We start from the raw sequence: 20749 nt of genomic DNA on the forward strand, positions 1-20749 counted from the left end.
CTGCTTTCTAATTGATAGATGTATATTCCCCATCTGTAGAGAAAATCCTTTTAACATGCAAAGGAGCCAGTCATAATTCCGCTCACTCCGTTCATAAACTAGTGTGATTAAGCGTTAATGGAGGGATCGGCATGGACGAGAACAAGAGCGGATGGTTTGATCTAGGAAATTCGAAGCCACTCATTAGTAAACCACCTGTTCGAGGGACGACAAGAACAGAGAAGGCTTCAGCTAGTGGAAAAAAGCCGTCAAATCCAAGTAACAGGGTACAGCATCCTCATTCTACTACGAGCCCAAGCACGAATTCTATGCAGCATGATGCACAACAAAACCGCGACTTAACAAAATGGGTAAGCGATGAACCTGCGGAGCTGCACTCGCAAACAGTGGGAAAGCGGGGACCAGTGCTAGAGCAGGATAATGTGCTTCATGAAACGTTAGAGACGTTTGTCCATGAGAAGATTATTGAGCGTCCTGTTCATGTAAAGGGTTTTGGAGCGTTTGGCTACTTTGAGACGCTGTATGGAATGGGTGAGTATACAAAGCTGGCGTTTTTACAGTCACCAGGGCAGCAGGTACCAGTTGCTGTGCGGTTTTCTCTTGCAGTCAGTACGAAGGGAACTCCTGATACTTCGCGTAATGTGCGGGGATTTTCGACGAAGTTTTATACTGACGAGGGCATCTTTGATTTGATATGTAACCACATTCCCGTTTTTTCAGTCCGGGATGCGATTCGTTTTCCTGAATCCATTAAGGCGTTTCTGCCCTCACCGAAAAACAATTTAATCGACCCCGACCGGTTTTGGAGTTTTGTAAGCCGAGCGCCGGAATCGATGCACTTTGTCGTTAGACTTTATTCAGATAATGGGACGATAAAAAGCCTGCGTCATATTCCAGGACACAGCGTCAATACGTACGTTTGGCGAAATGCGGAAGGGAAGCGGCACTACATTAAATACCGCTGGGTCCCCCTTGCTGGGGAGCAGTATATAACAGGAAAAGAAGCAGCAAAGTTAGCAGGGGAGAACCCAGACATTGCTGGTCAGGATTTGTTTCAAACAATTAACGGAGGCAAGACGGTTCAGTACGGCTTGTACGTGCAGGTGATGGACCCGCTTGATGCGAATTCCTTGCCGTTTGATCCTCTAGATGACACGAAAGTATGGGACGAACAGCAATACCCACTACACCCAGTAGGAAGGATGGTTCTTAATCAAAATCCTGATAACTATATGGAACAGGTTGAGAAAATCGCTTTTTCTCCTTCTAACTTACTGGACGGTGCGGAGCTTTCAGATGATAAGATGCTTCAAGGGCGGGCAAATATCTATTGGGATTCTCAACGACGTCGGATCGGTCCTGATTTCAGGAAGGTTGAGGTGAATCAACAGAAAGACTGGACGCCAGCAAATCTGGTCACGAGTGGCGACGGTCGTTATGTTGAGGGGGAGCTGCAACGTTCTGACTTAGCAAAACAAGACGACTTTGCACAGGCAGGTCAGTTTTATGAGGCACTTTCGTCTGAAGGGAAACAGCATCTCGTTGAGAATCTTGCTCAGGATTTAGAAAGTGTTTCGGCTGACATTCAATCAGTTGTGTTCATGTATTTAAGCAAATGCTCTGCAGAGTTGGGCGATCGTGTGCAGCGGTCCGTACGTTAAAAAGCCGTTTCTAACGGCTTTTTTATAATTGTCGCAGCGACTGAATTGTCTGCTCGAGCAGCTCCTGAAATTCTTGAATAAAAGGAGTTGTGCGTGTTTGGAGAGCAAAATACAATGCCATAAGGAAATGAACGGTGTTCGTACGATTATGGAAAAACGATAGGTCGAGTGCTTCTTCCTTCTGCTTACGAACATCGTGCTCAATTGAGCGGATCCAGCTTGTTAATCCTGATGAGACTTCATGATCAAAGCGATCAATTATTGCCAACACAGGCGCTGTTAGCCGTTCTTGTTCATCGTCAATAAATACCGTTTCTTTAAGTAGCGGTGTTTTTATACTGACTAGAAGCGATTCAAGTTGATCGAGCTCGAAGAAGCGGTGTGAAGCAAGAACGGTCAATAAATCAGCCCCATGAGCAATGCCGTGGGCCCAGCCTTTTTCCTCAACATGACCTCGTAAATCCTGTTCCTTTTCCATGTACGTCCTTCCAACATCAAAAGAACGAATGTACACATCTTTTGTGACAGGAGAATAGGCGAGAACGAGGGCGCAGAGCAGCACGGAAAAGGAGCGTAAGAATACCGTGTCGCTTTCGCTATCGCCAAGGCGATGAAGGCTGTTTTTGAGCGAGCTGGCGAGGACAAGATTAAGTTGCTCTTGTGAAAGCTGTTTGGCGATAATCCAGTCTTGAAAGCGTGTGTAAATGAACGTGTCTCTGAGCTCTGGGTCAGTTGAGCCAATGTGGACAAGCATTTGCTTTATTAAACCATCTGTTATGTCGATCTCTTGTTGTTGAAGAATGTATCGTATGTCCATTTATCTACTCCTATCCAATAAGTAATAAGAATATTCTACCATATAAAAAGCCTCTCCAGCATGGAGAGGCTTAAGTGAGCGTAATTAAACGACCTGTGGTGCGTGATTTCTTATATCTTCATTAATTAAATCAGCCGTTAATTGACCGGATAAGGTCACCATTGGAACACCGCCACCTGGGTGTGTGGAGCCGCCAACAAAGTAAAGATTCGAGATAAGCTCGCTTCTGCTGGGGATTTTAAAGCCGCCATTTTTCTTTTTGTCGGCAACTACTCCGTAAATGGAGCCGCCGTTTGCTCCGTATAGTGAACGAAGATCATCTGGCGTAAAGGTGTATTCAAACTCGATTTCGTTTCGAATATTTGTGAGGCCGTTTCGCTCAAGCTTGCTGAGAACGGTTTCTCGATAGCTTTGTTTGTACTGGTCCCAGCTTTCTCCTTCTTTCAGTGGAGGTACATGGGTCAAAACAAAGTGATTTTCTTTTCCTTCAGGTGCTTGTTCGGGATCTGATTTTGACGAGATACCGATGTAAACCGTTGGATCATCAGCAGGACGTTTTTCCTCAAAAATCTGTTTGAACTCCAGCTCAGGATCTTTTGAGAAAAAGAAATTATGATGAGCTAGCTCTGGGTATTCTCGCTTAATTCCTAGCATAATTACTAGTCCAGATACGCTTGGCTCGTATTTCTCTAATTTCTTCTCCTGTGCTTTATGTTGGGGATGTTCTTTTAGCAATGTGCGGTACGTCGGGATCGCTTCCAAGTTTGAGACAACTAAATCTGAGCGAAGTTCTTCGCCCCCTGTAAGACGGACGCCTTTTGCATCGGAGTCTTCTTGAATGATGCCCCTGACTTCCGTATTGACGCGAATCATGACGCCGAGCTCTCCTAGTAGCTTTTCCATTCCGCGGACAATGTTGTACATCCCGCCTTTCACATAGTAATTCCCAATACCAAACTGCACGTGAGCGAGCTGGGACAGAACGGCTGGTGCTTGATAAGGGGAGGAGCCGACATACATCACTAGAAAATTCAGCATCTGGCGAAGGTGCGGGTCTTTGATAAATTTCTCTGTACCTTCGTTTAAGCTTTTCATTGGATCAAAAGCCATCAGCTCGCGCAGCGTGTGAAGCTTTCGCAGCTCATTGAGTCCGGAAATGCTTTTGTTATAAAAGCTTTTCATGCAAAGCTCATACATTTGCGCGCTGTAGTTTAAATAATTCATGAAGGGAGCGACGTCTGCAGGTGAGACGCGCTTAATTTCCTCGAGCATTTCTGGGAGGTCACCCTTTAAATCGATGGTCGTCCCATCTTCAAAAAACGTCCGCCACTGTGGTTCAACTCGCTGAATCGTCATGTACTCATTAACGTCTCGACCTGCACGTTTAAAGAGCGCATCAAGTACCCACGGCATCGTTAGGATCGATGGACCCGTGTCAAAGCTGTATCCTTCACCGCTGCGGATGTTGCACTTTCCACCAATGCGTTCGTTTTTTTCGAGAACTGTTACGTTATGTCCATTTGCAGCTAAACTAATGGCTGCAGATAATCCTCCAAGACCACCACCAACAACGACTACTTTTTTCTTCTGCATGTAAACACACCTTTTCTGTATGGATTAATAAAGAAATGGAATAAGAATCCACCGCTTTTTTTTCCAGTTCGTATACGCACCTGCCAGCGCAGTATCAAGCATTCGTTCTTCTAAACGAATACGAATGGATAGTACATATGTGATAAAGAAGAGGGATAGTGCAACTCCAGCAACTGTTTGTGTGTAAAGGGAAATACCGAGCACACATAAAAGCAGACCGGTGTATAAAGGATGACGCATGTACTTGTATGGACCCTCACTGACGAGGACCATCGTTTTTGATGTTTGCACATCTCGGGTAAACTCTCCACGTAGCAAAATCATCGACCAAATGCGCAAGGCAATGCCACAGCCGTAAACAGTAAGACCAACCCAAATCATTGCCGGTTGATTGATGCGTGTCCAATTCATCTGCTGAAACAATAGGCATAGGCCAATGCAGAAAAGAATAGTTAATAGAATGGCGATAAAACTTTTCTTTTCCGTCAAGGACACGGTTGTTTGCTCTTGCTGTTTTCCTTTGAACAAAACAAACTCACTTAGCCAAACGAGCGTTGCACTAATAAATAGAACGTCTGTCAGTCCCAAATGGGCACCTCCTGCTTAAAAGAGTGAGCTGAGTTATATGTATGTCCAAGTTTGTTCATTTACGACTAAAAAGAAAAAAGATTGGTGGTGAATTGGATTATATTTTTGTGGCAGGGGTATATAAGAGTGTGAACGATAGAAGAAGGTTGTTAGGAGCATGTAAAAAAGGTTTTAATCCAAGTATTCTAATCCGAATTGTTGTAATGTATGGGTGAACCTGCTACGATAAGAGAGCGAAATTTACCTTTTTTGGAGGTCAACATAGATGAACAAAGTGAAAGTGCAAGAAATGAAGCGTCAACAAATGATTGGAGCGCTCATTGAGCACGGTATTTATAAATGGGGCGGCACGCAACTATATGAATTGAAGGATGCCGATATTGTCTCGTTATTTAAGCAGCTAGACGAAGAAAAGAAACCAATTCAATGAGAAAAAGATCCAAGCCATCCGGCTTGGATCTTTTCTTATGCCCAGTTAAACAGCTGCAAGAAGCGCTGCCATAAGCCAGGCTCTTCTTCCTCTGTTTGAGCTGTATCTTCTTCTTCAGGTAGGGCAAGGCGCTCGGTTTGGATGACAAATTGGACGCTGTTAATCGTGTCGTTGTTCGCATCAGTGACAAACGAGCTTGATTCATAATCGGACTTATCATACTGAGAAATCATCGCATCAATTTCTTCCTGCATTTGCTCAGGGATGCCAGCTGTCGCTTCTTCTAGCTCTTGCATACCTGAGTGCAACTCGCCCATGCCGCCGTCAAGTTCAGTGGCGCCATCTTTTGAATCGCCAATGCCTGAATGAATGCTGCTGTACGAGCTTGATAGCTCACTAACGCCGCCTGTGTATTCTGTAAGTCCGCTATGGAATGAGCCATAATTGGTCGCAAGTTCATCAACTCCATCAATCAGCTGCGTAAATTCATCCCCAATATCGAGTGATTCCTTCGCTTCATTGAGCGAGGCTGCAAACTGATCAAACCCACCGCTCACTTCATCGACACCTGCGCGTAAATCATCAAGCGCAGGCTTTACGGCAGCGAGACCTTCCTGAACTTTTTCGTACGTTCCTTTAACGGTTTGTGCAGCGACATAGGAGTCAACGAGTGTGTTAAGCGCTTCTGATTCAGGATTTGCGGCATAAAGCTCACCAATTTCTTCCTCACTCAATTCGCCTTCAGGGATCGCTGTAATGGCTTCATCCAATGCTTGATAAGCTTGCTCATAGTGACCACCAAGCTCCGATATTCCGGTTGATATGTCCCCTAACCCTTCAGAAAAACCGTCAAGAGCGTCAAAAAGACCATCACCAAAATCAATATTCAAATCGGTATCGTTATCTTGTAGAGCCGTATTTAGCTCGTTTAAGCCTGCTTGAATGGATTCGGATGCAGAGACAAGGTCACTGCCGGCTGTTGCCGTCTCGCTTAGGCCAGACTGAAAGGAAGACGAGCCATCCTCAAGCTGGTTTAAGCCTGATGTGAAGTCAGATAAGCCACTGCGCACATCGCCAAGGCCGCTTGTTAAGTCAGAGATGGCGCCGGTTAAGGAATCCATCTCTCCCGTAAGCTGTTCCGTATCTGGTGCATCAACCGAGAAAGATGAAGGTAGAGCAGATATTTCAATTCCCTCAAATTCAAAGTCAGTCACATCTGCGCTTAGCTTAAGGGAAGCATCTTCATCAGGCATAACGGTGTAAACCACTTGTTTGTTTTTACCGGCATTGGCAACCGTTGCATCAGGGGCCTCAATTTGCTTAAATCTATCGCTTTGTAGAGGGAGCGAGAGCTGGAGCAAATAATTCTCTGAGAATGTTTGCTCCATTGTATCGTTTTGCGTCACGTCGATAATTAATTCAAACGAACCGCTTCTGCCAATTAAGTCTGCTGGTTCTACTTCATTGCCATCCAGTAAGTAAGTCATGTCAAAATTCCAAGGGAGTTGCGGATCTTGATTGATGTTTCCTTGGTAATAAAACATCCCTTCAGAAGCTTCGAATTGTATCTCATCCCCGTCTTGATTGATATCGGCCATACTTGTTAAGTTAATTAATCGATCATAAGAACCGTAATCTACAATTAGTCCTTCTTCTTCAATGTCTAGGGCATTAACAATGTAGAGCTCGTTAATGGCTCCGCTGGCGAGCAAGTTTGCATAAACAACTTCATCTTTGGATTTTATTGAACCATCGCCGTCTTGTTCTGCTGATGCATGATGACCAAAGAACGTTGGGGTGGTGAGAATGAATACGGCCGTTAGAAGCGTCGTTTTTTTCAACATCGTTTATTCCTCCTCATAAAAGTTTGGTTTATGGGTCGTTTTCTTAATCCATTTATCAAATAAAAGCAGCATCGCCGGTAGAAATGCGATAACAAGGATAAACGCAAGTGCCGCACCTCTTCCAAGCAGCAAACCAATGGACGATACGGTCGGATTGGATGACGTAAACCATAGGATAAATCCAACGCTCGATAAAATAGATGCCGAAATAATGATGGAAAAGATCTTTTCATCTAAAGCTTTTTTCATTGCTTGATAGGCTGGCATCGTTTGCCGGTGGTGCTTATACGTTTCCATCAGCAGGATGCCGTAATCGATTGTGGCGGCAAGCTGGACCGTACTGACAATCAAATAACCAACAAATACAAGCGGATCATTCGTGAAGTAAGGAATAGCTAGATTGATCCAGACAGCTGCTTGAATGGTCAGAAGCAGTATGATCGGAATCGTCAGCGAGCGGAATGTAATCATCAGCACGATCGCAATCGTAACAATCGTCATGATGTTGACGACTTGATTATCTTTCGTTACCGTCTCGCGCATGTCGTAGAGCGTCACGCTTTCTCCTAAACTATACGCAGCGTCTCCGTAATAAGAGGAAGCTAGATTACGTACGTCTTCGACAAGTTGAAATGGAATATCGCCTTCTACACCTGCATCAGTAAAAACCATGATCCGACTGTAGTTTTCCGATTGAAATTCACTTGTAATTGACTCATCGAGAAAGTCTGCGGGGATGGCTGCCCCAATCATATTTGTATAGGACATCACAGAGTCAACGTTTGTTAAGCTTTCTAAGTCCGCCACAAGTTCTTCTTCTACGCCAACGTCATCGTTTGGTACAAGCATGACAATAGGTGTTGACTGGCCGAACGTGTCTTCAATTAGCTGGGCGTCTGCACCTGCCCGTGTTGTTTCTGGCAGATCGCCTAGTCCGTAGATAAAGGATGTGCTGCCTTGCGCAAGAAAGCTTGGGACAATAAGTAAGAAAACGAGCACAAGTGCTGGAACCCGGAATTTTAAGATCTTTCCACCGACACCGGAAAAGCTTGGAATAAGGCTCTTATGCTGTGTCTTCTCAATCCATTTATAAAGATAGAGCGTTAAGGCAGGTAATAGGACTACAACTGAAATAAAGGAGAGTACAATTCCTTTGACTAGGTTAAGACCGAGATCGGCACCAATTTGAAAGTCCATTAGCATGAGCGACATAAAGCCAAAGAAGGTCGTAACCGCACTGACAAAAATAACAGGGAACGAAGACTTCATCGCATTTGCCATCGCTTGTTCAGGTGAATGGCCTTTTTTCAGTTCGTCTGAGAAATTATGAAGCAGAAATATTGCATAATCGAGCGAAACGGCGAGCTGCAAGATTGGTGCAACGGACTGGGTGACAAACGAAATTTCTCCTAAAAAGATGTTTGTACCTAAGTTGATCAACACCGATACGCCGATAGCAACTAAGAAAAAGAGCGGCTCTGCCCAAGAATTGGTTGATAACACTAAAATGATAATAATAATCGGAATAAGTAAGGCGGCGGCATAAAAAGATTCCGTCCCGGCCATGTTCTGTGAAGTCGCTGTGTTTACTGCTTCACCAGAAGCGGCGTTCTCCTCACCAATTAAGGTGTAGATCGAGTCGACGGCCTCAACTTCTGCACCGCTTTCGATCGTAAGTGAAAAAAGAGCGTGGCCATCCTGATAGTAGGAGGACGTTAAGTCCGTGTCGACCATTTCGAGCGGAATGCGCGTATCAATCACATCATCGAGCCAGACAACGTCGCTCACACCATCGATCGAAGCTAAGTCTTCTTTGTATTGCAAAGCTTCCTGAATGGATACATCTTGAATAAGCACGTTGGTGTTGGGGATGGTTGCGGTGAATTCCTCTTCCATTACCTCCAAGGCCTCTGTTGATGGCGCATCATCAGGTAAATAATCGACCATATTGTAATTGATTGAAACAAAAAACTGCGAAACTATTGAAAGGACGGTCACGATGGCAAAGATAAGGACGACCGCCTTTTTATGGCGTATGATTTTATTAATTAACAAGGATTTCCCCCACTCTGTATTGACTTCAACCTCAATTCATTTAACATTATATCTACACCGTGTTGTCCAAACAACAAACAGTTGATTAAAATCTGTTTAATGTGCAACAGATTTTCAGAATATGTTGGCTAATTTAGAAAAAGGGTGTGAGATGAAGTGGTAGACCGCAGAAAAAAATTTACAAGAATGGTATTAAGAGAAGCGCTGATGGATTTGTTAAAGGAAAAGACCATTACAGCGGTGACGGTGAAGGAAATCTGTGAGCTTGCCGACATCAATCGCTCAACATTTTACAGTCACTATTTCGATCAGTATGACCTGCTGTCGAAAATATCGGAAGAAGTGGTTGCCGATATGTATGAGACGTTAAATGAGTATAGCTTTAAAAAAAATGAAGAAGCCTTACAAATGACGGAAAAAATTATGGAATACGTTGCTGAGAAAAGCGACATTTGCCAAATTCTTTTAAGCGATAATGGCGACAGTACATTTAAAAAACGAGTCATTCATCTGACGAAAAATTTTATTATGGAAAAATGGATCGACGAGCACCAGCTAGAAGGGGAGCTGTCTGAATACATTCCGCTATTAGTCGTCAGTGGAGCGATTGATGCAATTGAAAGCTGGTTGAAAAACGGGATGAACGAGTCTCCTCAAGAGATGGCTACAGTGATTCATCACTTCACTAATTATGGGTTATCGGGTTTTAGTAAATAAAAGACAAAGTCATCATCAGCGCGATGATGACTTTGTTAGTTTTATGCGTGGCTTTTATAGCTGAAGTAATCAAAGTCGGCATGGAGGTTCTCACCAGAAGTATCTTGACATTGCATGCCAACAAACGCCCCTGTAAAAAAACCACCTCCACGAATATAATCATCCGATAGTTTATAGGAATCAAATGAAACATCAAGCTCGTTCCATGTTGTTCCGTCAAAAGAATAGGAATAGCGATAGGTCTGCACGTCAACGTTAACACGCATGTAAACGTATTCAGTTGATTCCGGAACGGTAATTACCTCAGCTAAACGTGGCTCGCTGTACGTTCCGTTATCACATGCCGAAAGCTGGAGAATTCGTCCTTTCTGTTCATCCCAAGTAATTTGGAGAGCGGTCCAGTTTTCCGTATTGTAATAGTTTACGAGACCTGCTGCTTGCTGAAAGCTGTCTGGACGAAAGGCGAGCTTGGTTTCTGCTTGGAAGCGAAAGTGCTGCCAGCGTCGTGCAACAAAGGCCTGCGTAAATAACGATGTGAGCGATTCTTTACCGTATAGTCGCAGATGACCTGAATGATCGGTTGTGTTACCAATTTTTTTATCGATCGGAATGCGCAACGTCTGATAGTCTAATCGTAGCTCGCTGTCGCTAAAATCATCTTTTTCAGCAGGCTGGTCCCAGCTAACTTCTGCGATTGCTGGCCCCTCAATTGATAACGATGGTTCATTTCCACCGACAACGTATGGCCAGTCTTCCTGCCATTCTAACCGCTGAATGGCGGTTTCTCGTCCTAATGGGCAAAAGCCTCTTGATAGATAAACAGATTGATTGTCTCGGGGCAGCGGACGTCCAGTTAAGTGAACAAGAAACCATTCATCTGTGTGCGTCTGCACAATCGATGCGTGCCCAGCTTTTTGTAACGGATTTCGCGGAGCTGTGTAAGACGATATAAGCGGATTGCTTGGATGGACCGTGTAGGGACCCCAGATGTTTTCTGCGCGAGCAATCGTTGACTGATGTTCAAAACGCGTTCCGCCCTCAGCTGTTAATAAATAATAAAAGCCATTGATCTTATACAGATGAGGCGCTTCAGTCAGCTTCACGTCTGTTCCTTTGAAGATGATTTCTTTCTTTCCGACCAATTTTCGCTGTTCAGCATCAAACTCCTGCATGACGATGCCGTGAAAGGCGTGGTTTGGCTGACGGTGATCCCAGACCATGTTAACAAAATACTTTTTCCCATCTTCGTCATGAAATAAAGATGGATCAAAACCAGAGCTGTTCAGGTGACTCGGCTCGGACCAGTCCCCATCAATTGTTTCAGAAGTAACCAAATAGTTGTGGCAGTCTTTCCATTGTCCGTTTGTTACTTTTACGTCCGTGTAAATGAGCCAAAACTGTCCGTCTGCATAAGAGAGAGCAGGGGCCCATACGCCGCCCGAGTTAGGGTTCCCCTTCATATCAAGCTGGCTGACTCTGTTTAATGGTCGTGAAACCAAATTCCAGTGCTTTAAATCCTTAGAGTGGTAAATGCCGACTCCGGGAAACCATTCAAATGTAGAAACAGCAATATAGTAATCTTCTCCAACTCGACAAATACTTGGATCTGGGTTAAAGCCGGTTAAAATCGGATTTTCAATCGTTGCCATGTGAATTCCACCTTTTTATAGAATGTATTTACGCCTGGCTTTGCAAATGAAGTTTAATAAAATGTTCAGTTGAAAAAGCGGAAACGCCAAGTGCGGCCGAGCGGATGTTTAACTCGGAAAAGTGAATTTTTGGAACGGCCTCCGGGTTTGTTAATTTGGAGCTCTGTAGCTGTTTATGAAGGTCGTCTGCAATCCACTTCCGCAAGCTTGCCAGTCGGTTTCCGATAATAAGCTGTTCCGGATTAAAAATCGTAATAATGTTTTTAAGACCAATAGCTAAATTTCGGCTTAATAGACTAAGTAATTGCGTTGTTTTAGAATCATTTGCTTCCGCTAGATCAATAAGGGCCTCTAACGTAAGGGACTCCTTGCTTATACCAGCATCTTCAGCCATTTTTAGTAGCGCTCTTTCCGAAGCGTACAGCTCCCAACACCCTTGATTGCCACAGTTACATGTCGGTCCGTCCATTTGAATCGTCATGTGACCAAGTTCACCGGACAGACCGTCCTGACCTAGATAAAGCTTATTGTTCAATATTAAGCCAACACCAATCCCGATCCCGCCACTAATATAGACTTGGTTTGTATAGGCTTGACCAGCTCCAAAGCGTTTTTCTCCATAAGCACCGGCATTTGCCTCGTTTTGAATAATGACCGGTAAACGAAACATTTCTTCCATAATCGATTTCAGTTCAACGTTTTTCCAACCGAGGTTTGGTGCGAGCAAAACCTGACCAGTTTTACTAATCGTTCCGGGTACACCAATCCCAATGCCAACAACACCGTACGTACTCGGTGGAGCTGCTTTGATTAGACCGTCAATTACTTTCGTTAGATGGTCTAACGTAATGTCAAAAGCGGTTTCATTAATCGTAATTCGTTTTTCCAAGACTATATCGCCTTCAAGATCGGTTAGAAGTGCAAGAATGTAGTTCACGCCAATATCGATGCCGACAGCGTACCCTGCAGTCTTATGGAAAAGCAGCATAACCGGCCTTCTTCCACCATTCGAGATGCCTGGTCCTGATTCAAGAATGATTTTTTCATCAAGCAGTTCACTGACAAGTGAAGAAACCGTTCCTTTGTTTAAGCCCGTTTCACTCGCCAATGTCGCTCTTGAAATGGGGTATGAGTCTTTAATTGCGTGCAAAATTAATGATTTATTGCGCTGTTTTACAACATGCTGATTAAATGTTTGAATCAAAAACGACACGTCCTTCCAGCTTTCCTTGTAATCAATTATGTCTAGTATAAACGATTCAACCATTTCATTACGCATGATCTTTTTTTAGTATACACTTTGTTTGTTCACTAGACAAACAATCTTTCTCATGCTATTCTAACAATTAGCTAGAGGAAAGACCACTTTTTTTAAAAAAAGAGGAGGAAGGTCAATAATGAAAAAGAAAGCGCTTACGCTTGTTTCGGTTTTGAGTGCATCATTCGTTGTTGTAGGCTGCTCGGGTTCAAATGACGGGACTGGCACAACAGGAGATGGTGCAACAGTTGAGTTTATGCATTTATGGCCACAAGGTAGTTCGGCTGAACATCATCGCATTGTGAATGAGATTATTTCTGACTTTGAAGAAGAAACGGATATTTCAATCGATTTACAAGTATTAAGCAATGAACAATATAAAGATCAAATTACAATCCTATCAACCTCAAATGAACTGCCTGATGTTGGCATGACATGGGCAGCCGGATATTTAGATCCGTTTGTAGAAGGAAATAAATTTACGCCGTTAGATGATTTACTAGATGATGGATTAAGAGATCAGTTTGTTGCTGGAACTGTAGAAGCCTATGAAAAAGATGATCAAACCTATGGATTGCCGCTTGAGTTAAATACGGTATACGTCTATTACAATCAAACAATATTTGATCAGTATGGATTAGAGGAACCCCAAACGTACGATGAATTTCTTGATGTGATCAGTACGCTGAATGAAAACGGAGAGAATCCGATTGCGCTTGGAAACCGGGACCGCTGGACAGGATCGATGTGGTACATGTACTTTGCTGATCGAATTGGCGGAAGCGATACGTTAACAGAGGCAATCGACCGCACGGGAACATTTGAAGATCCAGCATTAGTAGAAGCTGCGGCGAAAGTGCAGGAACTCGTTGAGCAGGATGCTTTTGTAAACGGTTTTAATGGTCTTGCTGATGAGGAAGCAAAGAGCATGTTTATGAATGAGCAGGCGGCGATGTACATGATTGCAACGTGGGATTTGCCGAACTTTACAACGAATGAAGATGTGCCACAGGAATTTAGAGACAGCGTCGGCTATTTTAAATTCCCAACAGTCGATGGATCAGGTGAAACGAACAGTTTTGTTGGTGGGCCTGGCGTAGGGTTATTTGTTAGTGATGATTCGGATGTTCAAGATGAAGCGAAGCAATTCGCTGCTTATTTTATTGAAGAGTGGGGCGAAAGAGCAGTAGCTGAGGCTGGCGTAATTCCTGCTACGATTGTAGATGGAGAGAGCCTGGATCTACCAGATATGTATGTTGATGTTCTTGATGATCTAAACAATGCAACAAACCTAACGCTGTACGCTGATGTACAAATGACGGCTTCTGCTGCTGAAACCCATTTGGATTTAATACAATCCTTGTTTGGGATGCAAATTACACCTGAAGAATTTGCGAGTCAGCACGAAAGTGCGTTAGCTTCGGAATAATTACGATACAGGCTGTTTCTTTTGGGAAATAGCCTGTCTGATTCTTACTTAATTGGGGCTGTGAGCGATGAATAAAGTCATGTCTAACAAGTGGTTTATTACATTATATCTTTTACCAGCGTTGTTGCTTGTCGGCGTTCTGATATTTATTCCCTTAATTTTGACAGGTTACTATGGCCTTATGGATTGGGATGGAATCGGGGCTATGCAGTTTATTGGCTTTGAAAATTATGCTCAAGTTCTTGCGGACAACCGCTTTTGGCAGAGTGCAGGGCACTCTTTTCTACTTGCCTTATTTTCTACTTTAAGCTTGGGACTTTATTTACTCGTTTCAATGATTCTTGCTTCTAAAATAAAGGGAGCAAATTTACTTCGGAAAATTTATTTAATCCCGATGCTCTTATCCTCGGTAGCGATTGCTCAGCTTTGGATTAAAGTATATAACCCGGCAAATGGGATGTTAAATACGATTCTGGCTTGGTTTGGGGTTGAAAATCCACCGTTATGGTTGGCCGATCCAAACATTGTGCTGTATTCCATCTTCATTCCGATCTTATGGCAGTATGCAGGCTTTTATATATTGATTTATTACGCGGCTTTGAAAGGTATACCAGAGTCAATTGTTGAAGCAGCAAAAATTGATGGAGCTAGTCCGTTGCAAATTGCCTATCGCATCAAGCTACCGCTTATCATGGGGATTGTCAAAGTAACGATTGTCTTAGCAATTGTCGGCTCTTTAAAATACTTTGATTTAATCTACGTGATGACAGGTGGAGGACCGAACGGAGCGAGTGAAGTAATGGCTTCCTATATGTACCGACTTGCTTTCGGACAGAATGATTTTGGTTACGGTAGTGCAGTTGGTTTTATGCTCCTGCTTATCACGCTTATTGTGACGTACCTCATTCGGAAAGTAACGGCAAATAAAGAGGAGATTCAATATTAAGGGGTGATGAGATGAGACGAATAGGCTATTTCTTTTTGTATGTTAGTTTAATTCTTGTTGCGTTGTTCCAAGTCTTTCCGATTATCTGGTTATTTCTTTTCTCTTTGAAGGATAACCGCGAGATTTTTGCGGGGAATCCGTTTGCGCTTCCGGAGAGTATCCGTTGGGAGAACTACTTAAGTGTCTGGGAAGCAGGAATTGGACAATATTTCTTTAATAGTGTTTGGATAACGGCGGTCGCCATTCTCTTTACGCTTTTATTTGGCAGCATGGCCGTGTTCGTGATTACCAGGATGAAGTGGAAGTTGAGCAAGCTTGTACTTGGTTTGTTTATGGTCGGCCTAATGATTCCCATTCATTCGTCCTTAATCCCGTTATTCAGCATGTTTTTAAACGTAAATTTGATTAATAATCCGTGGTCGATCGTCATTACGTATACGGCATACAATTTGCCGATCACAATGATGATTTTGCTTGGATTCTACTATACAATTCCAAGAGAAATTGAAGAAGCTGCTATTATCGACGGAGCATCGCTACACCGCTTGTTTTTTCGGATTCTCTTGCCAATTACAACGCCGATTTTATCGACAACAGCGATTATTAATATGATTTATAACTGGAATGAATTTGTGTTTGTAAATACGTTTATTAGTTCCGATCGTTACAAAACGTTGACGGTGGGAATTCAGAACTTTGTCGGCCAGTATATGACCGACTGGGGAGCGATTGGAGCGACGCTCATTATTAGTGTGCTACCAATTCTAGTTGCTTTCCTCTTCTTCAGTAACAAAATTGTTGAAGGAATTTCGTCAAGCGCGGTAAAAGGGTAATGGAATAAAAAATTGGAGGGGTATACATGAGTTATTTTCCTGAAATAAAAGCGATTCAATACGAAGGTGCAAAATCAAAAAATCCATATGCATTCAAGTTCTATAATCCTGAAGAAGCATTTGAAGGAACAACCATGCAAGACTATCTACGATTTGGTGTCGCATACTGGCATACATTCACAGAAGATTTATCCGATCCTTTTGGCGCTGGCACGGCAATTCGCCCGTGGGATACATACAGCGGTATCGACCTTGCAAAGGCTCGGGTTGAAGCAGCGTTTGAGTTTTTTGAGAAGCTTAATGTCCCCTATTTTTGTTTTCATGATGTCGATATTGCACCTGAAGGAGAGACGCTTGCCGAAAGCAATCAGAATCTCGATGTGATTGTTGGGATGATTAAAGATTATATGAAAACGAGCAAAACGAAACTTCTATGGAACACGGTTAATAACTTTACTCATCCGCGCTTTGTCCATGGGGCTGGTTCTGCAAGTGATGCAGACGTTTTTGCGTATGCAGCTGCAAAAGTAAAAAAAGGATTGGAAATCGGAAAAGAGCTTGGGGCAGAAAGCTATGTTTTCTGGGGTGGCCGTGAAGGGTATGAAACACTTCTTAATACGGATATGAAGCTTGAGCTGGATAATCTAGGGCGCTTTTTCCACCTTGCTGTTGATTACGCAAAAGAAATAAACTTTGATGCCCAGTTTTTGATTGAGCCGAAACCAAAAGAACCAACGTCTCATCAATATGATTTTGATGTGGCTAGTGGCTATGCGTTTTTGCAGCATTACGGATTGACTGATAAGTTCAAATTTAACATTGAAGCCAACCATGCAACGCTTGCGGGACATACATTTGAGCATGAGCTTCATTACGCACGTATCAACAACATGCTTGGCTCAGTTGACGCCAACCAAGGTCACCCACTGCTTGGCTGGGATACGGACGAATTCCCAACGGATCTTTATACGACAACGCTTGCGATGTATGAGATTTTGAAGAATGGTGGACTTGGCCGCGGCGGATTAAACTTCGATGCAAAGGTAAGACGCGGATCATTTTCACCTGAAGATTTGTTTGAAGCGCATATCGCTGGGATGGACAGCTTTGCAGTCGGTTTAAAAACGGCGAAAAAGCTGCTTGAGGATCGTGTGCTTGAGGACATTGTTGCGGAAAGATATAGCTCTTTCTCAAGTGGAATTGGTAAAGAGATTGTAGAAGGCAAAGTTGGTTTAAAAGAACTTGAACAGCATGCCTTGCAGTTAGGTGAGTTAAAGCAGAGTTCAGGAAAATTAGAGCGAATCAAAGCAACGATTAATCAATATTTGTTAACGTCATTTGCGGAGTAGTTTAGAGAAAAGTGAGCCACAAGCCGAAAACTTGTGTGTGGCTCGGTCAAAAAAATAGGAACGGAATGAAAAGGCGATTGATCCTGTTTAGGATGAATCGTCTTTTCGCCTTTTTTAGAGAAACAAACAGAAGGAGAACGGGATACTTGGCGGTCATAGCACGCGTATAAAGGCTCTGAGGAGTGCTTTTTCGTGGCTTTATACCAAGGACGTGCCTACGGAAAACGAACGATTCTCCTGAAGCGCATGAATAGGGGAGTTTTAACCGTTTTTTAAGTCTGAAAGCTGGTGTTTAGCAATTTGGATAATAATGGGTGAAAAAAAGGATTGAAATCGCTTTCCTAATGGTGTATCTTAAGCGTATCCGAAACGTTTTGGAGGTAAGTGTGGCAACGATAAAAGATATTGCAAAAAAAGTTGGTTTATCCGTTACCACCGTTTCTCGTGCGTTAAATGGATACGACGATGTAAGTGAGAAAACAAGAAAAAAGATTCAATTAGCAGCAGCAGAATTGAAGTACAGTCCGAATGTAGCGGCTCGAAGCTTGGTTACAAATCGGACACAAACGATTGGACTGCTTGTATCCGGTCTTAATCAAGAAGGCGCAAAGGATCACTTTATGTTCGACATTCTAAATGGGTTGAATCATAAAGCGTCCAATGCAGGTTACGATCTCGTTTTGTTCAGTACAGACTCAGCCAAACAGCGCGTGAAAAGCTATACCCAGCTCTGTCGCGAGCGTAGAGTAGACGGCGTTATTTTGCAGGGCATCCGTTTAGATGATCCTTATTTACAGGAGATTATTGAAAGCGATATCCCCTGTGTTGTAATCGACATTCCTGTTCGCAGCAGCAAGGTCGGTCATGTAACAACTGATAATCGCCAAGGGGCAAAAAAAGCGGTCGATTATTTGTTGCAGCACGGACACAAACAAATTGCCTTTATGAACGGACATGGTCAAGCGCATGTTAGCCAAGAGCGCTTACTTGGTTACCAGGATGCACTGCAAGAAGCTGCATTAACAGTTACGCAAGCACTGATCTACAATGGTGAGTTTTCGGAGTATAAAGCAGAAGTGGAAGCGCTAAAGCTGTTTAAAGCCAAGCCAGAGGCAACCGCTGTATTTTGTGCAAGTGATTTAATGGCGCTTGGCGTAATGAAAGCAGCGAAAAGAATGAGACTCCGTGTCCCTGAAGATGTCTCCATTATTGGGTTTGACAACATTACACTTGCTGAATACGTAAACCCCGGTTTAACGACGATCTCACAGGAACCTTTTCAAATGGGTATTGAAGCTTGTGCTATTTTGCTTTCCTTGCTTACGGGTGAAGAAACAAGCAAACAATCAATTTTACCAACAACATTAATAGAGAGAGAGTCCGTCGCTTTTGTGCGGTCATAATCTCTACTTAGATAAAAACCGAAACGTTTTGGATTTTTTATTACTATAATCCGAAACGTTTTGGAAAAGGAGTGCGAAAAATGGACTATCGCGTAATTAAAGAAAATGATTTGTTTTTATTAACAGACAAGCACGGAAATATCCCGAAAGATCATCCATATGGACCTGGATTGTATGCAAAGGATACGCGCTTCTTGAGTCAATTTGAGTTAAAGATTAACGGCAAAGAGCCAATCTTGCTTACTTCATCAGGCGGAGATAATTACATGGCTTCCATGAAGCTAACGAATCCTCATATTGAAGAAAATGGAGAAGTGGAGCTATGGCGTGAATCAGTTGAGCTTGAAAGAAAGCGGTTTATTTTTGACGGGGTTTGCTATGAAGAAATCATTGCAAAAAGCTATGCGCCTAAACCGATTCACTTCAATGTAAGTCTTCATCTTGATGCTGACTTTATTGATATGTTTTTGATTCGAGGCTTTCAGTCTGGCAATACGGGTGAGCGCCAAGCAACGGAAGTATCTGATGCTAAACTTGTGTTTCATTACAACGGAGCAGATGGACTTGCACGAGCAACCCATATTTCTTGGAATGAACAACCTACTACGATTACGGAAAACAGCGTTGCCTACGGGGTAGAACTTAATCATGGAGAGAGCAAGCATCTTGTTTTTGCTGTAGCACCGGGATGGAACCATGAAGAGCCACATGTAAAAGAGCATGGAGAAGCGTTAAGTGGTTTACTTGCACAGTATGAAAACTGGAACAGAAGCAACCCAATCGTTACATCCGATCGAAAAGATGTGGTCCGCTTGTTCGAGCGTGGTCTTGCCGATTTAAATGTACTGCAAACAGATATTGGTCGCGGTCCGATGCCGGTAGCCGGTTTACCTTGGTTTGCGGTTCCGTTTGGGCGGGACAGCTTAATTGCCTCGTTGCAGGCATTACCGTTTAAACCACATTTAGCAAAAGCAACGTTAAAAACAATGGCCGTATATCAAGGAACAAAAGTGGATCCTTGGAGAGATGAACAGCCTGGAAAAATCATGCATGAGCTTCGCCAAGGTGAGCTTGCTAAGACAAATCAAGTGCCGTTTACGCCTTATTACGGGACGGTTGATGCCACTCCACTGTTCTTAATTTTACTTGTAGAATACGTGAAAACGACTGGTGATTTAGCGTTGTTAACGGAGCTCGAGGGTACGGTTGAAGGCGCTTTAATGTGGATCGACGAGTACGGAGACCTTGATGGCGATGGGTTTGTTGAATACCATCAGGAATCTTCTAAAGGCATTGCGAATCAAGGGTGGAAAGATTCAGCGGATTCTATTGTGCACCGAACTGGTGACTTTGCCGAAACACCGATTGCTTTAGCAGAAGTTCAAGGCTATGTTTACCAAGCGAAAAAAGGCTTAAGTGAACTTTTTACAGAGACAGGAAAAGAAGAGAAAGCTGTGCAGCTGAATCAAGAAGCAGAGACACTTAAAGGAAAGTTCGAGCAAGCATTTTGGATGCCGGAACAGCAATTCTATGCCGTTGCGTTGGATAAAGAAAAGAAGCAAGTGGGCACGTTAACAACAAACCCGGGACATGTGCTTATGTCAGAAATGCTACAAGCTGATCGGGCGCTACACGTGAGCGACGCATTTGTTACAGAGGCGTTTTTCTCTGGCTACGGTATACGCACAATGGCAGAAGGCGAAGCGGCTTACAACCCGATGAGCTATCATGACGGCAGCATTTGGCCCCATGATAACAGCATGATTTTACTTGGAATGTCCAAGCTCGGACATCAAGCGCAGGCAGGGGTTGTAATTGAAGGCTTGTTAAAAGCGGCTGGAGATTTTGAATATGATCGCTTACCTGAACTGTTCTGCGGTTATAACGACCAGCAACCGGTTGTACCTTATCCTGTTGCTTGTTCACCACAAGCGTGGGCAGCGGGAACATCGCTTGTGTTTATCCAATCGATGCTTGGTTTGACGACAAACGTGTTGAAAAAAGAAGTGATAGTACGTCCAGCTCTTATTGCAGAAATGAATGAGCTTCATGTGCGCAATATACCGGTTGGGAAAGGGTTGCTTGAAGTGAAAGTAACGCGTCAGCAAAATGATTTCAAAGTAGAGATACTTAGCAATACAACAGGCTTAGAAATAGACATCATGAACTAAAACGAT

The 20749-nt window shown here is 43.3% G+C and carries 16 protein-coding genes; 9 read left to right on the plus strand and 7 right to left on the minus strand.

Features of this window, described 5'->3' with window-relative positions:
• Window positions 1–308: 308 nt before the first annotated feature.
• Window positions 309–1661: a catalase gene (locus tag JOC54_RS14075; protein ID WP_204466917.1), complete on the plus strand. Its 1353-nt coding sequence runs from the start codon at window positions 309–311 to the stop codon at window positions 1659–1661.
• A 22-nt stretch (window positions 1662–1683) separates the two neighbouring features.
• Here JOC54_RS14075 and JOC54_RS14080 read toward each other — a convergent pair whose 3' ends face one another.
• The 3 genes from JOC54_RS14080 to JOC54_RS14090 all read right to left on the minus strand — a co-directional run bounded on the left by JOC54_RS14080 (window position 1684) and on the right by JOC54_RS14090 (window position 4659).
• Entirely contained in the window at window positions 1684–2478 is a 795-nt protein-coding gene (locus JOC54_RS14080) for a DUF2785 domain-containing protein (protein WP_204466834.1), read from the minus strand.
• 84 nt (window positions 2479–2562) lie between these two features.
• On the minus strand, window positions 2563–4071 hold the full coding sequence (locus JOC54_RS14085) for a phytoene desaturase family protein (protein ID WP_204466835.1): 1509 nt from the start codon (window positions 4069–4071) through the stop codon (window positions 2563–2565).
• A 24-nt stretch (window positions 4072–4095) separates the two neighbouring features.
• Complete coding sequence (locus JOC54_RS14090; protein ID WP_035419471.1) at window positions 4096–4659, minus strand: methyltransferase family protein; 564 nt, start codon at window positions 4657–4659, stop codon at window positions 4096–4098.
• A gap of 265 nt (window positions 4660–4924) precedes the next feature.
• Between JOC54_RS14090 and fbpA the strand changes: the two genes are divergently transcribed.
• The gene (gene fbpA, locus JOC54_RS14095) at window positions 4925–5089 is read left to right on the plus strand and encodes a Fur-regulated basic protein FbpA (protein WP_157684233.1); all 165 of its coding nucleotides are present in this window, start codon (window positions 4925–4927) and stop codon (window positions 5087–5089) included.
• A 35-nt stretch (window positions 5090–5124) separates the two neighbouring features.
• Here the strand turns inward: fbpA and JOC54_RS14100 are convergent, their stop codons facing one another.
• A complete protein-coding gene (locus JOC54_RS14100) occupies window positions 5125–6933 on the minus strand; it encodes a YhgE/Pip domain-containing protein (protein ID WP_204466836.1) in 1809 nt (602 codons plus the stop codon).
• A gap of 3 nt (window positions 6934–6936) precedes the next feature.
• Window positions 6937–8880 (minus strand): efflux RND transporter permease subunit, encoded by a 1944-nt coding sequence (locus JOC54_RS14105; RefSeq protein ID WP_437183548.1) that lies wholly within the window; start codon window positions 8878–8880, stop codon window positions 6937–6939.
• A 315-nt stretch (window positions 8881–9195) separates the two neighbouring features.
• Here JOC54_RS14105 and JOC54_RS14110 point away from each other — a divergent pair, with 315 nt between their 5' ends.
• Window positions 9196–9705 carry a TetR/AcrR family transcriptional regulator gene (locus JOC54_RS14110; protein ID WP_235194549.1) on the plus strand — a complete coding sequence of 170 codons (510 nt, stop codon included), beginning with the start codon at window positions 9196–9198 and terminating at the stop codon, window positions 9703–9705.
• Between the two features lie 41 nt (window positions 9706–9746).
• Here JOC54_RS14110 and JOC54_RS14115 read toward each other — a convergent pair whose 3' ends face one another.
• On the minus strand, window positions 9747–11354 hold the full coding sequence (locus tag JOC54_RS14115) for a glycoside hydrolase family 43 protein (protein WP_204466838.1): 1608 nt from the start codon (window positions 11352–11354) through the stop codon (window positions 9747–9749).
• 28 nt (window positions 11355–11382) lie between these two features.
• Window positions 11383–12558 (minus strand): ROK family transcriptional regulator, encoded by a 1176-nt coding sequence (locus JOC54_RS14120; protein ID WP_239586735.1) that lies wholly within the window; start codon window positions 12556–12558, stop codon window positions 11383–11385.
• 190 nt (window positions 12559–12748) lie between these two features.
• On the opposite strand from JOC54_RS14120, the gene JOC54_RS14125 reads away from it, so the two are divergent.
• The 6 genes from JOC54_RS14125 (at window position 12749) to JOC54_RS14150 (ending at window position 20743) form a co-directional block, all read left to right on the plus strand.
• The gene (locus JOC54_RS14125; protein WP_204466918.1) at window positions 12749–14041 is read left to right on the plus strand and encodes an extracellular solute-binding protein; all 1293 of its coding nucleotides are present in this window, start codon (window positions 12749–12751) and stop codon (window positions 14039–14041) included.
• Window positions 14042–14108: 67 nt separating this feature from the next.
• Window positions 14109–14987 (plus strand): carbohydrate ABC transporter permease, encoded by an 879-nt coding sequence (locus JOC54_RS14130; protein ID WP_204466840.1) that lies wholly within the window; start codon window positions 14109–14111, stop codon window positions 14985–14987.
• 11 nt (window positions 14988–14998) lie between these two features.
• Window positions 14999–15820, plus strand: coding sequence for a carbohydrate ABC transporter permease (locus JOC54_RS14135; protein WP_035419479.1), 822 nt, complete (start codon window positions 14999–15001; stop codon window positions 15818–15820).
• 26 nt (window positions 15821–15846) lie between these two features.
• Window positions 15847–17169: a xylose isomerase gene (xylA, locus tag JOC54_RS14140; RefSeq protein ID WP_035419480.1), complete on the plus strand. Its 1323-nt coding sequence runs from the start codon at window positions 15847–15849 to the stop codon at window positions 17167–17169.
• A 386-nt stretch (window positions 17170–17555) separates the two neighbouring features.
• The gene (locus tag JOC54_RS14145) at window positions 17556–18572 is read left to right on the plus strand and encodes a LacI family DNA-binding transcriptional regulator (RefSeq protein WP_204466841.1); all 1017 of its coding nucleotides are present in this window, start codon (window positions 17556–17558) and stop codon (window positions 18570–18572) included.
• An 80-nt stretch (window positions 18573–18652) separates the two neighbouring features.
• Window positions 18653–20743: an amylo-alpha-1,6-glucosidase gene (locus JOC54_RS14150; RefSeq protein WP_204466842.1), complete on the plus strand. Its 2091-nt coding sequence runs from the start codon at window positions 18653–18655 to the stop codon at window positions 20741–20743.
• Window positions 20744–20749 lie beyond the last annotated feature (6 nt).

The organism is Shouchella xiaoxiensis (genome assembly GCF_016907895.1).
GTDB classification, from domain to species: domain Bacteria; phylum Bacillota; class Bacilli; order Bacillales; family Bacillaceae_D; genus Shouchella; species Shouchella xiaoxiensis.